This is a genomic window from Nocardioides sp. (assembly GCF_036267815.1).
Classification (GTDB): Bacteria; Actinomycetota; Actinomycetes; order Propionibacteriales; family Nocardioidaceae; genus Nocardioides.
Genome location: NZ_DATAVI010000012.1, coordinates 66,806 through 80,266, shown reverse-complemented (window position 1 = coordinate 80,266; position 13,461 = coordinate 66,806). Strand labels below are relative to the sequence as shown.

General features: G+C 70.3%; 11 protein-coding genes. 8 read left to right on the top strand and 3 right to left on the bottom strand.

The annotated features are described in order from the left end of the window. Together VHW64_RS02805 and VHW64_RS02800 are read left to right on the top strand one after the other, a co-directional pair. Positions 1-453, top strand: a 453-nt coding sequence (locus VHW64_RS02805; RefSeq protein WP_329648987.1) for a hypothetical protein, incomplete at its 5' end; no start/stop codon positions are given. Positions 454-663: 210 nt separating this feature from the next. Beyond that, positions 664-918 (top strand): hypothetical protein, encoded by a 255-nt coding sequence (locus tag VHW64_RS02800; protein ID WP_329648986.1) that lies wholly within the window; start codon positions 664-666, stop codon positions 916-918. Between the two features lie 570 nt (positions 919-1,488). On the opposite strand, the gene VHW64_RS02795 is transcribed toward VHW64_RS02800, so the two are convergent. The 3 genes from VHW64_RS02795 to VHW64_RS02785 form a co-directional block, all read right to left on the bottom strand. Next, positions 1,489-1,851 carry a hypothetical protein gene (locus VHW64_RS02795; protein ID WP_329648985.1) on the bottom strand — a complete coding sequence of 121 codons (363 nt, stop codon included), beginning with the start codon at positions 1,849-1,851 and terminating at the stop codon, positions 1,489-1,491. Positions 1,852-2,209: 358 nt separating this feature from the next. Further along, entirely contained in the window at positions 2,210-2,890 is a 681-nt protein-coding gene (locus tag VHW64_RS02790) for an MBL fold metallo-hydrolase (RefSeq protein ID WP_329648984.1), read from the bottom strand. A gap of 3 nt (positions 2,891-2,893) precedes the next feature. Further along, positions 2,894-3,622 (bottom strand): maleylpyruvate isomerase family mycothiol-dependent enzyme, encoded by a 729-nt coding sequence (locus VHW64_RS02785; RefSeq protein WP_329648983.1) that lies wholly within the window; start codon positions 3,620-3,622, stop codon positions 2,894-2,896. 214 nt (positions 3,623-3,836) lie between these two features. Here VHW64_RS02785 and uvrA point away from each other — a divergent pair, with 214 nt between their 5' ends. The 6 genes from uvrA to rapZ all read left to right on the top strand — a co-directional run bounded on the left by uvrA (position 3,837) and on the right by rapZ (position 13,459). After that, entirely contained in the window at positions 3,837-6,692 is a 2,856-nt protein-coding gene (uvrA, locus tag VHW64_RS02780) for an excinuclease ABC subunit UvrA (protein WP_329648982.1), read from the top strand. Between the two features lie 182 nt (positions 6,693-6,874). After that, positions 6,875-7,309, top strand: coding sequence for a Rieske (2Fe-2S) protein (locus VHW64_RS02775; protein ID WP_329648981.1), 435 nt, complete (start codon positions 6,875-6,877; stop codon positions 7,307-7,309). Between the two features lie 100 nt (positions 7,310-7,409). Then, entirely contained in the window at positions 7,410-9,065 is a 1,656-nt protein-coding gene (locus VHW64_RS02770) for a hypothetical protein (protein WP_329648980.1), read from the top strand. A 51-nt stretch (positions 9,066-9,116) separates the two neighbouring features. Then, positions 9,117-10,586: an aminotransferase class I/II-fold pyridoxal phosphate-dependent enzyme gene (locus tag VHW64_RS02765; RefSeq protein WP_329648979.1), complete on the top strand. Its 1,470-nt coding sequence runs from the start codon at positions 9,117-9,119 to the stop codon at positions 10,584-10,586. 9 nt (positions 10,587-10,595) lie between these two features. Continuing rightward, positions 10,596-12,572 carry an excinuclease ABC subunit UvrC gene (gene uvrC / locus VHW64_RS02760; RefSeq protein WP_329648978.1) on the top strand — a complete coding sequence of 659 codons (1,977 nt, stop codon included), beginning with the start codon at positions 10,596-10,598 and terminating at the stop codon, positions 12,570-12,572. Next, positions 12,572-13,459 carry an RNase adapter RapZ gene (gene rapZ, locus VHW64_RS02755; RefSeq protein WP_329648977.1) on the top strand — a complete coding sequence of 296 codons (888 nt, stop codon included), beginning with the start codon at positions 12,572-12,574 and terminating at the stop codon, positions 13,457-13,459. The genes uvrC and rapZ overlap by 1 nt, the downstream gene beginning before the upstream one ends. The last annotated feature ends 2 nt before the right edge of the window (positions 13,460-13,461 follow it).

The following is a 13,461-nucleotide window of genomic DNA, read 5'->3' as shown; positions in this document are numbered from 1 at the left end:
TACGAGGTCTGGATGACGGCCGAGATGGCGTCTGCTGTCTGCGAGACCGTGGGCGACGAGGGTCCCGCCCGGAACGCCTTCATCGAGTCAGGACTCATCCACGCACGAAGCCTCTTCGAGTTCTTCGTGCCCAAGGCAGGGTGGGAGCCCGACAGTCGGGCGATGTCGCCGGGCGACTACGCGCGCGAATGGGTCCCAACGCCGGTGGCTTCGGTACAGCGGTTGCACCGCGCTCACACGCTCCTGAACTCAGACGTTGCGCATCTGAGTTGGGAGCACGGGCACCTGTTCCAAGTGGAGCCGCACCTGGCCCAGGACAAGCTAGTCGTACGGCACATCGACAGGGCCGGGGAGCTTGAGGGTGGCTTACCAGTGGACCTGGAGCCGGTGACAACGACATCGACCATTGGTGCGAGCCTCGTCACCGACCTCTCCAGCTTGAGGCCCGAATGACCGACCCGCTGCTTGAAGCTGGGTTCCCGCTGGACGACGAGTACCTGCGAGCGTTGGGTGGAATCACGGCATTCGGTGCGCTCATCGACTCTGCTGCCACGGGCATCATCGCCGGGCTTGTCAACGACGACGCGTGGGACGACGTGATGACGCTGACTGCGGGCCAGACCAACAGTTGGCTGTTGGAGAAGATTGAACGACTCTGCGAGCGTGACCGGGCGTCAGGCGATAGCCGAGTGGGCCGCCGAAGCCCGGGCCGCGATGGAGCAACGAAACATCTTGGTGCACGCCTCGTGGATCATGAGGCAAGGTCCGTTCGCCGTCGGTCATCGGTCTCGTCGGCGAGGTCCGACGTTCGAACTCCACACACTCCAGGATTTCCTCGACATCCAGGCTCGGATGCGTCGGGTCTACGACGAGGGCATCGCCACTGCCAACGAGCTGTACCAGCGGCGCAACGGCTGACGACCAATCCTCGGAGGCGGCGTGCCCGGCCCATTCCTGTTAGGCGGTGACCAACAGCGTGACTGTGAGAGCCACGATCGCCTGTGAGCGCAATCGACACCCACATCGCAAACAGGAGACACGGAGGCCTCTCCTCCCGACTCTCTTCCTGCGCGCTCCCGCTCCGAACCGCGCCGTACGCAACTTGGGTGGCCCAGGGCGACATCTCCGACGCGAATGGCAGCGCCTCTGACCGAGGTACACAGCGCAAGCCGGTCGGGTGGCTGTGGCACTTCTGCGCGCCTCGTCGGCGTCGGTGAGAGCTTGCCGAATGGCGTGAGCTACGCGACGGTCTCACCGACGAAGCGATTGGCTCAATCTCGTAGCATCCGGGAGGATCGTCGCGTTGATAGTCCGCAGATCTCGACGTTCCCCAAGCTGTCGAACACGCCATCGACCGGGACGCCCCATCGGCACCATATCCCGGCTCTATGTGCTCAATTCTTTGAACTGCGGCTCGTCCGCCGCGCGACTGCATGGCCTGCGAACTGCGCTCGGCTCGGGTGGAAAGAACGAAGGAGCAGACTGTCGTCAGTAGACCGGGTCGGCTTCGAGGTCCGAGTGTCGGACATCGAGACCGGGGAGATACATGTGGGTGGCCTGGACTACCACTTCGGCCACCCAGGCAGCTGCGTCCGGGGAGACATACACCGCCTCGATGAGTTGGCCTAGATCGAGTTCCTCGCGGCGGAACATCGGGGGTACGTCGGGTTCGCGGGTCACAACGTCGCGCTCTTCGTCGATTTCCAGAATGTTGGGATGCCAAGCAGTGAGGAGTCGGTATTCGTGCTCATGAGCGAAGCTCATGCGCTTATAGACGTATGGGGAAAAGACATTGCCCTCGGGGATGAACGTTGCGGAGTAGTTGACGTAGTTGACGAGAGAGCCGACCACGGGCTGCCGGTGCTCGCCGAGGAGCGCCCCTTGGAGGCGTCCCACAGTCGTGCGGAGGGCGACCCCCTGCCCGCCGCGTCGTACATCTTCCACATTGCGTACGACTCTTCCGCCCCCACGTACCAGCAGTTCAAGTACGTGTGAGTTCGGCCGTGCTGATACAGCGCAGCCATCTGTGGTTGAACGTTCTCCCAGCGCTCGCCATAAAGCGCGGGACGAACCCGTATGTTGACGTCGCTGTACGACCCCTCCCATCGATCATCCATCTGGTCAGCCCTGGTGAAGTGCAGCTCCGCTGTTTGAAGGAGGCCCAGCAGCCGGTAGGCGCACTGTCCATGCTTGGCCGCGGTCGCCCGCCCTACCACCCGCGCTCGCGCCACTCGTCGAGGTGGGGGCGCTGGACGCCCAGGGTGGAGTCGCTGCCGTGGCCGGGGTAGAACCACGTCTCGTCGGGCAGGACGTCGAAGATCCTGGTGGAGACGTCCTCGAGGAGCTGCTGGAATCGCCCGGAGTCGCCTTGGGTGTTGCCCACACCCCCCGGGAAGAGCGAGTCGCCGGTGAACAGGTGGGGCTGGCCGCTGCCGTCGTCGTGGAGCAGGCAGATCGAGCCCGGGGTGTGGCCCGCGACGGGGATGACGACCAGGGAGCAGGTGCCGACCGGGATGCGGTCTCCCTCGCCGACCCGGTGGTCCACGCTCACCCCGGTCTGCTCGGTGATGGCGTCGGCGTCGGGCTCGCCCGCGACGACGGTGGCGCCCGTGGCCCGCACCACCTCGGCGAGCGCCCGGTGGTGGTCCCAGTGCTGATGGGTCGTGACGACCGCCGACAGACCGCCGTCCCCGATCAGCTCGAGCAGGCGGGGTGCCTCGTCGGAGGCGTCGATGAGGACCTGGTCACCGGTGTCGGTGCAGCGCAGGAGGTAGCAGTTGTTCGACATCTGCGGATCGACCGCGACCTTGGTGATCTCCAGGTGCCCGGCCGTACGTGTCTGTGCCTCGCCGCCGGGCGAGACCTCACCGGTATAGGCGTCGTTCGTCATGGGTCACCAACCTTCGATCGCGGGGAGCTCGCCATGCGAGCAGGACACGCTGTCGGGCGCGACCCGCCCGGTCAGCCACCAGCCGACGTCGGCTGCCGGGCCGCTCACGACGGGGACGGGGTACTCCGACTCGCCGGCTCCGACCACCCAGGCGCGGGAGGAGTCCACGGGCCTGATCTCGAACCCCCTGGCCGGATGGAGGCGCCGGGTCATGGCGTCGACGAGGTGCTCGGCGAAGGCCGGGCTCCAGTCGGACGTCGCGTAGCCGGCGTGCAGGTCGACGTGGTGGATCTCGAGCTCCCGCAGCCGCATCCCGGGCACCGACGCCACGCGCATGGTGCGACCGCCGGGAGTTCGCTCGACGCGGGTCTCCCAACCGTCGGGGGGCACGGCTGCCACGGCGTCGGCGAAGGTCGTGGTCGCCGCGAGCAGGTGGTCACGGATCTCGGTCGGGCCGGCTGCGGCGAGCGTCTCGATGTCCTGGGCGCGCTGCTCGTCGGAGTCGTACATCGTGCGGGGCACGTCGTCGTCGGGCTCGGCGACCACCCCGTGCAGGAGGCGGGTGAGCGCCTCGGCGTTGAGCGCCAGGTGGGCGACCAGGTGCGCACGGCTCCAGTCCGGCAGCAAGGTGGGAGCCTCCCAGCCGCCACCGGCGAGCCCGTCGACCGTGCGCAGCAGGCGGCCGGCGGCGGCCCCGACCCGATCCGCGGCCTGCTCGTGGTCGGTGGTCATGAGACCCATCCAACACCACGGGCCACCCTGGGCAAGGGCGCGGCAAGGGTGCGGCAAGGGCGGGGCGAGGACGCCGAACGGGGTGGGGTGCGGACTGGTCCGCGCCCGTAGGATCGGACTGTCGGTGGGCCGTGTCAGGCTTGCGCCGGCAGCGAGTGTTGGCGAACATGTGTTCGAACGACACCGACCAGACGACTCAGCCCGAGGGACAGCAGTGGCCGACCAGCTCATCATCCGTGGTGCCCGCGAGCACAACCTCAAGGACATCTCGCTCGACCTGCCGCGCGACTCCCTCATCGTGTTCACCGGGCTCTCGGGGTCGGGCAAGTCGAGCCTGGCCTTCGACACCATCTTCGCCGAGGGGCAGCGGCGCTACGTCGAGTCCCTCTCGGCGTACGCGCGACAGTTCCTCGGGCAGATGGACAAGCCCGACGTCGACTTCATCGAGGGCCTCTCACCGGCGGTGAGCATCGACCAGAAGTCCACGTCGAAGAACCCGCGCTCGACCGTCGGCACCATCACCGAGGTCTACGACTACCTCCGCCTGCTCTACGCGCGCGCCGGCCGTCCGCACTGCCCGGTCTGCGGCGCTCCGATCGAGCGGCAGACGCCCCAGCAGATCGTGGACCGGGTGCTCGGTCTCGAGGACGGCCGTCGGTTCCAGGTGCTCGCCCCGGTCATCCGCGGCCGCAAGGGGGAGTACGTCGAGCTGTTCCGACAGCTCCAGACCGACGGCTTCTCGCGGGTCCGGGTCGACGGTGACACCCACACCCTCGACGACCCCCCCAAGCTGGACAAGCAGAAGAAGCACACCATCGAGGTCGTCGTCGACCGACTGGCGGTGAAGGCGTCGTCCAAGCGCCGACTGACCGACTCCGTCGAGACCGCGCTGCGGCTGGCCAACGGCCTGGTCGTGCTGGACTTCGTCGACCTCGACGCCAGGGACCCCGGTCGGGAGATGAAGTTCTCCGAGCGGATGTCCTGCCCCAACGACCACGACCTCGACACCGACGAGCTCGAGCCGCGGTCCTTCTCGTTCAACAGCCCCTTCGGGGCGTGCCCGACCTGTCACGGCCTCGGCACCCGGATGGAGGTCGACCCCGACCTCGTCGTCCCCGACACGCAGGCGACTCTCGGCGAGGGCGCCATCCAGCCGTGGAGCCAGGCTCACGTCGCCGACTACTTCCTGCGGCTGATGGGTGCGCTCGGCGAGGAGCTCGGCTTCGACCTGAACACCCCCTGGGGGAAGCTGACGCCCAAGGCTCGCAAGAGCCTGCTCGAGGGCCACCCGACGAAGGTTCACGTCGTCACCACCAACCGCTACGGCCGGCAGCGCGCCTACTACGCCGAGTTCGAGGGGGTCCGCACCTACGTCGAGCGCCGACACGGCGAGGCCGAGTCCGACACCAGCCGGGAGCGGTTCGAGGGCTTCATGCGGGAGGTGCCGTGCCCGGCCTGCCGGGGCACCCGGCTCAAGCCGGTCAGCCTCGCGGTCACCATCGGTGGCAAGTCCATCGCCGAGGTCTGCCACCTCCCGATCAACGAGACGGCCGAGTTCCTGCGCGACCTCGACCTGTCGGCGCGGGAGCGCCAGATCGGCGAACGGGTGCTCAAGGAGATCCAGGAGCGGCTGAACTTCCTGCTCGACGTGGGTCTGGACTACCTCTCCCTCGACCGGCCGAGCGGCTCGCTGTCCGGTGGAGAGGCCCAGCGGATCCGGCTGGCCACGCAGATCGGGGCCGGCCTGGTCGGCGTCCTCTACGTCCTCGACGAGCCCTCGATCGGGCTTCACCAGCGCGACAACCAGCGACTGATCGAGACCCTGGTCCGGCTCAAGGACCTCGGCAACACCCTGATCGTGGTCGAGCACGACGAGGAGACCATCCGGACCGCCGACTGGGTGGTCGACATCGGGCCCGGCGCGGGTGAGCACGGCGGTCAGGTGGTCCACTCCGGATCGGTCAAGGGGTTGCTCAAGCACCGCGACTCGCTGACCGGGCTCTACCTGTCCGGTCGCAAGTCGATCCCCGTGCCGGAGGTGCGCCGACCCCGCACCAAGGGGCGCGAGCTGAAGGTCGTCGGTGCCTACGAGCACAACCTCCAAGACATCGACGTCGCCTTCCCGCTCGGGCTGTTCGTGTCGGTCACGGGAGTCTCCGGGTCGGGCAAGTCCACGCTGGTCAACGACATCCTCTACACCAGCCTGGCCAAGCAGATCTACAACGCCCGGGCCGTGCCGGGCCGCCACAAGCGGATCAACGGTCTCGACCACGTCGACAAGGTGATCCATGTCGACCAGTCGCCGATCGGCCGTACGCCGCGCAGCAACCCCGCGACGTACACCGGGGTCTTCGACCACATCCGCAAGCTGTTCGCCTCGACGCCCGAGGCGAAGATGCGCGGCTACCTCCAGGGCCGGTTCTCGTTCAACGTCAAGGGCGGCCGCTGCGAGGCGTGCTCCGGCGACGGCACGCTCAAGATCGAGATGAACTTCCTGCCCGACGTCTACGTGCCGTGCGAGGTCTGCCACGGCGCTCGCTACAACCGCGAGACGCTCGAGGTCCACTACAAGGGGAAGACCGTCGCCGAGGTCCTCGACATGCCCATCGAGGAGGCTGCGGAGTTCTTCAAGGCCGTGCCGGCCATCTCGCGACACATGGAGACGCTGTGCGAGGTGGGGCTGGGCTACGTCCGGCTGGGGCAGCCGGCCACGACCCTCTCGGGTGGCGAGGCGCAGCGGGTGAAGCTGTCCAGCGAGCTCCAGAAGCGCTCGACCGGCCGCACCGTCTACGTCCTCGACGAGCCCACGACCGGTCTGCACTTCGAGGACATCCGCAAGCTCCTCGGCGTGCTGTCCAGCCTGGTGGACAAGGGCAACACGGTGCTCGTCATCGAGCACAACCTCGACGTCATCAAGACCTCCGACTGGATCATCGACATGGGCCCCGAGGGGGGCTCGCGGGGCGGCACGGTGATCTCCGAAGGCACCCCCGAGCAGGTAGCCGCAGATCCGTCCAGCTACACCGGCCAGTTCCTGGCGCCGCTGCTGGCCGGAGGCCGGAGGGCCTGAGCCGCCGGCCCGCCCGCCCATCAGCCGAGCTTCCCGGCTGAACCTCGCCGGGGGCGGGGCCGTAGGTGAGTGGCGGAGGCTTCCGCGGGCTGCCCCGCACAGCGAACGCTCAGGCATGGCGGCTAGCGTCGAGAATCCGGTCCTCCACCACGTCCGAGCACGCACGAACTCGAGGAGTCCCCGTGACCGAACCAGCACTGTCCCGCCGTCGCGTCCTGGCCGTCGGCGCCGTCGGGGGACTCAGCCTCCCGGTCCTGACCGCGTGCGGACCGGGTTCGCAGACAGGCGGCGGCGAGACCGGCGCGACCGCGGGCGCGGTCCTCGTGGCGACCGCCAAGGTGCCGGTCGGTGGTGGCGTCATCCTGGCCGAGCAGAACGTCGTGGTGACCCAGCCGGCCAAGGGCACCTTCAACGGCTTCTCGGCCACCTGCACCCACCAGGGGTGCATCCTGGCGACCGTGGCCGCGGGCACGATCAACTGCGGCTGCCACGGCAGCCAGTTCTCGATCACCGACGGCAGCAACGTCACCGGGCCCAGTGGCTCGGCGGCGGGCTCGGTGCCACCGCTGCCGAAGGTGGGCATCAAGGTCAAGGGCGCCAACATCGTCAGCGGCTGAGTGAGCCCGGGTGACCGAGCCCGGATGACTTGGCCGGTTCGGCGGACGTGACCCCGGGGTCTGCCCAACACTGGACGGACCCTTTCCCCGGAGGTCACGCATGCCCCGCTGCAGCATCGCCCCTTCCCACGCCCCCGTCGCAGCAGTCGCCGCCCTCGCCGCCCTCGCCGTCCCGGTAGCGGTGGCGCTGTCGCTGACGGCGGCGGGCCTGGCGGCTCCCGCCGGAGCGAGCGAGGCCGGCACGGCCATGGTGCACGTCCACGGCCGGCTCCTCGTCGTCGCGGCCGAGCAGCCGGGACAGCGGCAGCTGTACGGCGTCGCCCTGGCCGACGGCGAGATCGTCGAGGTCCGCGGCCGCTTCGCCGGCAACGCCCGCACCGGGGAGGTCTTCGACGGGCTGCTCGCCGCCGATCCGGCGGCCCTGCGTCTCGCCGGTCGGCTCGGGCAGCCGCTGCGAGTCGTCGGGACGCCGTCGGTGACGCCGGGAGCCGCGGCGGCGACCCCGACCGTCCACCAGCAGTTCGTCGCCGCGCTGGACAACGAGGGCGCACTGGGGCAGGACGACACGCAGCTCCTCGCGCACGTGAGCGCGGTCGGGTCGTACTGGCAGACGGAGTCCAACGGAGCCATCGCCGGCAGCACCGTGCCGTCGACGGTGGACCACTACGACACGGCCCTGAGTACGACGGACTGCGGGCTCGGCAGCGACTTCTTCACCGTCGTCGAGGAGGCCGAGCAGCAGTTCCCCGACTTCAGCTTCGACGGGTCGGACCAGCTCGTCCTCTTCGTGCCCCCGAGCTGCGGGAGCGGCTCCGTCGTCGGGGAGGGCACGGTCGGCTCGAGCTTCGCCAGCGGCGGGGCGCTGGTCGTCAAGGCCGGAGACTCGATCGAGGGCACCTACGCCCACGAGACCGGGCACAACTATGGCTTCGAGCACGCCAACGCGCGGGTGGGCCGCACGTCGATGGAGTACTACGGCGTCTACGACGTGATGGGGTTCGCGTTGCCGGCGCCCTACAACCAGCTGACCGCGCTCAGCACGCCGTACCGCGTGTTCCAGGGCATCACCGACCCCGGTGAGATCAAGAACGTCCACCCCGGTCAGGACAACCGGGCCGTCCGGGTGGCCGCGGTGATCCGCCCGCGCGGCGACAGCAGCGGCCTGCGGAGTCTGCGCGTCATCGACCCGGACACCGGCGAGCATCTCTACCTGGACTACCGCTCCGCGGCCGGCGAGGACGCCGGGGCCTACTACGGGCGGTCCGGTGGCGCCTCGCTGAGCTACTCCGGTGGGGTCGTCCGCTACTCGCCGGGGGTCGTGGTCACGGCCGCTCGCGCTGGCAGCGGTGTCGACGACCTGGTGCTGGACAAGGCCGGCGACACCGCACTCGCCGCCGGGACGAGGTGGCGCGACCGGTCGCACGCCCTGGTCGTCCGGGTGACCCGACTCGACGGCGACGGCGCCCACGTCGTCGTCCGCTACCCGTCCCAGACGCTGGCCTCGAGCAGGCCGGTCATCCACGGGCAGGCCCGGGTGGGGCGGACCCTGACCGCCGCGCACGGCCACTGGACCCGCGGCACGACGTTCCACTACGCGTGGTACGCCGGGAAGGTGCTGCTGGCGCACCGGAGCGGTCGCACCCTCACCCTGACCAGGGCCCAACGCGGACTGCGAGTCAGGGTGAGGGTGACCGGCACCAAGCGCGGCTACGCCAAGGTCTCCCGGACGTCGGCCACGAGCTCCAAGGTCGCCTGACCGACACCGGGCGGCCGGCCGCGTCGTGACGTGACGTGGGAGCATCCGGGCGTGCAGCCTGACCCCGACCTGCTCGACGACGCGCCGCTGCTCCACGCCTGGGTCCAGGCCCGGCGCCGGCTGGGCTCGGGCCGGCTGAGACCGTTCACGACGCCCGGCCACAAGCAGCGCACCGACCTGGTGGGTGACCTGGTGACCGGCGACCTGCCACTGTACGGCGGGCTGGCGCCGGTGCGCGAGGCGGACGCGCTGGTCCGGAGCGCAGAGGCACGGACCGCCGGGCGGTACGGCGCGGACTGGTGCCGCTACAGCGTCGGCGGCTCGACCCACGGCAACCAGACGATGGCGCTGGCCGTCGGCGTCCCCGGCGAGACGGTGGTCGTCGACCGCACCTGTCACCGGTCGGTCCTGCTCGGGCTCGTGCTCGCCGGGTTGCGGCCGGTGTGGCTGCACCCGCCCGTCGACCCGACCACGGGGCTTCCACTCGGCATCCAGGCCGATGCGGTCGCCGCGGCCCTGGAGTCGCACCCGGAGGCCCGGGCGGTGTTCGTCACGAGCCCGTCGTACGTCGCGACCTGCGCCGACATCGGCGCGATCGCCCGAGTGACCCGCGCGGCCCGGGTGCCGCTCGTCGTCGATGCCGCGTGGGGTGCCCACCTCGGGAGCCATCCGGCGCTGCCACCGCATCCGTTCGCCGCCGGGGCGGACGCGGTCGTGACCAGCGCGCACAAGACCCTGCCGGCGCTCAACCACGGCGCCGTCGTGCTGGCCCGCACCGACCTGCTCGACGCAGGACGTCTGGACCGGGCCGCCGACGCGACCGCCACCACGTCACCGTCCGGCGCGATCCTCGCCGGGGTCGACGCTGCGATGGCCCTGCTGGCGATTCGAGGGGAGGAGCTCGTGGCGGCACTGCTGACGCGGGTACGCCGGGCTCGCGAAGCGCTCGCCGGGGTGCCCGGCCTCGTCGCACCCGACTCCGCGACCTTCGGCGAGGTCCGCTTCGACGACGCGAAGCTGGTCGTGCTCACCGCGGCGACCGGCGCCTACGGCCTCGCGGTCGACCGCGACCTGGCCGCGGCGGGGTTCGCCCTCGAGATGGCCGACCGCGACCTGCTCGTGCCGATGGTGACGCTGGCCGACGACGACGCGGCGGTCGAGGACCTCGTGCGGGCCATGGCCGCGGCGGTGCTGCGCCACCGCGGCCGGCCACGGCAGGCCGCTGCGAACGCCGCCTGGACCGTGGACACCGAGCAGGTGCTCACACCCCGCGAGGCCTTCTTCGCTCCGCGAGAGCCGGTCCCGTGGTCGGCGGCGGTCGGCCGGGTCTGTGCCGAGGTCGTCGCGCCGTACCCGCCCGGGGTGGCCGTGCTCGCGCCGGGGGAGCGGATCACCGAGGCGACCCTCGCGGCGCTGCACCGGGCCCGTGACGACGGCGCCCGGATCGCCTATGCCGCCGACCCGAGCCTGGCGACCGTGCTGGCGGTGCGGAAACCCTCCGCTGTCGGGGGCCGCCCGTAGGGTTGCGGCGTGGCGAACCCGGCGTCGTACCGTCCCAAGACGGGTGAGATCCCGACCCAGCCGGGCGTCTACAAGTTCCGAGACGCCCGCGGCCGGGTGATCTACGTCGGCAAGGCGAAGAACCTCCGCGCCCGGCTGTCGTCGTACTTCCAGGACCTCGGCAACCTGCACTCGCGCACGGCCGCGATGGTGACCTCCGCCGCGGGGGTGGAGTGGACGGTCGTCAACACCGAGGTCGAGGCGCTCCAGCTGGAGTACAGCTGGATCAAGGAGTTCGACCCGCGCTACAACGTGAAGTACCGCGACGACAAGTCCTACCCGTGGCTGGCGGTCACCGTCGGTGAGGAGTTCCCGCGGGTGATGGTGGGCCGGGGGGCGAAGCGGAAGGGCACGAGGTACTTCGGCCCCTACAGCCACGCCTGGGCGATCCGGGAGACCGTCGACCAGCTGCTGCGCGTCTTCCCGATGCGGTCGTGCTCGGCGGGGGTCTTCAAGCGCTCGGGCCAGATCGGGCGGCCCTGCCTGCTCGGATACATCGACAAGTGCTCGGCCCCGTGCGTCGGCGCCATCTCCGCGGAGGACCATCGGTCGATCGTCGACGACTTCTGCGACTTCATGGGCGGACACACCAACGCCTTCGTCCGACGCATCCGCGACGAGATGTACGCCGCCTCCGACGAGCTCGACTTCGAGCGCGCCGCCCGGCTGCGCGACGACCTCGGTGCCATCGAGAAGGCCTTGGAGAAGCAGGCCGTGGTGCTCGGCGACGGCACCGACGCCGACGTGATCGCCCTGGCCGAGGACCCTCTCGAGGTGGCGGTGCAGATCTTCTACGTCCGCGGGGGTCGGATCCGGGGCCAGCGCGGCTGGGTCGCGGATCGGGTCGAGGAGGGCGAGACGCCCGAGCTCGTCGAGCAGTTCCTGCTCCAGCTCTATGCCGGTGCGGAGGACGGCGACGATGCCGCCATCCCGCGCGAGATCCTCGTGCCGGCCCTGCCGCCGGAGCCGGAGGTGTTCGAGGAGCTGCTCGCCGAGCGCCGGGGCAGCCGGGTGCGCATCCGCGTTCCCCAGCGCGGTGACAAGCGCACCCTCCAGGAGACCGTGGCGCGCAACGCCGCCCAGGCCCTGGTCATGCACAAGACCAAGCGCGGCACGGACCTCACCGCCCGCAACCAGGCGCTGGAGGAGATCCAGCACGCGCTCGGTCTCGACGAGGCGCCCCTGCGGATCGAGTGCTACGACATCTCCAACCTGCAAGGCACCGAGGTGGTCGCCAGCATGGTCGTGTTCGAGGACGGGCTCGCGCGCAAGAGCGAGTACCGCCGGTTCGTGATCCGGGGGGTCGAAGGGCAGAACGACGTCGCCTCGATGCACGAGGTCATCACCCGGCGCTTCCGGCGGCTCCTCGACGAGCAGTCGCGGTCCGCGGAGGTGCAGACCGACGCCGGGCCGATGCTGGTCGACCCCGAGACCGGTCGACCGCGCAAGTTCGCCTATGCCCCCGGGCTGGTCGTCGTCGACGGTGGTCCCCCCCAGGTCGCGGCAGCGCAGGCGGCGATGCGCGAGCTCGGTGTGGTCGACATCCCCGTGTGCGGCCTGGCCAAGCGGCTGGAGGAGGTCTGGCTGCCCGAGCAGGAGGACCCGGTGATCTTCGCGCGCACCTCCGAGGGGCTCTACCTCCTCCAGAGGGTGCGCGACGAGGCCCACCGGTTCGCCATCACCCACCACCGCTCGCGGCGGTCGAAGTCGATGGTCGAGAGCCTGCTGGACGACGTGCCCGGGCTCGGCGAGGTGCGGCGCCGGACCTTGGTCAAGCACTTCGGCTCGCTGCGCAAGCTGCGGGCCGCCGAGGTCGACGAGATCGCGCTCGTCCCGGGCATCGGGCCGCGCACCGCCGCGGCCATCAAGGATGCAGTCACCCGCACGGGGGGCCAGACTGGCCGGCAGGCGGTCAACACGGCCACCGGCGAGATCCAGGAGGACTGATGAGCGAGCCGTCGGCGCCTCCCGTCGAGCACAGCGGCGAGGTCGTGGTGGTCACGGGGATGACCGGAGCTGGGCGCAGCACCGCCGCCAAGGAGCTGGAGGACCTCGGCTACTACGTCGTGGACAACCTCCCGCCGTTCCTGCTGCGCGACGTCGTACGACTGGTCGACGAGAGCCGCGGGGCCAGCCAGCCGATCGCGGTGGTGGTCGACGTCCGCTCGGGCGCCTTCTTCGACTCGCTCCAGGCCAACCTCGCCCAGCACGCCATCGGCCGTGACACGACCCTGCTGTTCCTCGACGCCACCGACGACGTGCTGGTCCGGCGTCAGGAGGCGGCCCGCCGGCCCCACCCCCTCCAGGCCAGCGGCCGGCTCATCGACGGCCTGCGCCGCGAGCGGATCGCCCTGGCAGCGCTCAGGGCGGACGCCGACCTGGTCATCGAGACCTCCGACCTCAACGTCCACCAGCTCACCGACCGGATCGCCCGGGCCTTCGGCACCCCGGACACCACCCGGCTCAAGGTCACCGTGATCAGCTTCGGCTTCAAGTACGGCATCCCCGTCGACGCCGACTTCGTCGCCGACATGCGCTGGCTGCCCAACCCGTACTGGGTGCCCGAGCTGCGCGGACAGACCGGTCGCTCGACGTCGGTGCGCGACTACGTCTTGGAGCAGGAGGGCGCGCGCAAGTTCGTCGACGACTACGTCACCCTGCTCTCCGGCGTCGCCGCGGGGTACCTCCGCGAGGGCAAGCGCTTCCTGACCGTCGCCGTCGGCTGCACCGGCGGCAAGCACCGCAGCGTCGCCATGACCGAGGAGATCAGCCGGCAGCTGATCGAGGCGGGCTACGACGCGGGCACCGTCCATCGCGACCTCGGGCGGGAGTGAGG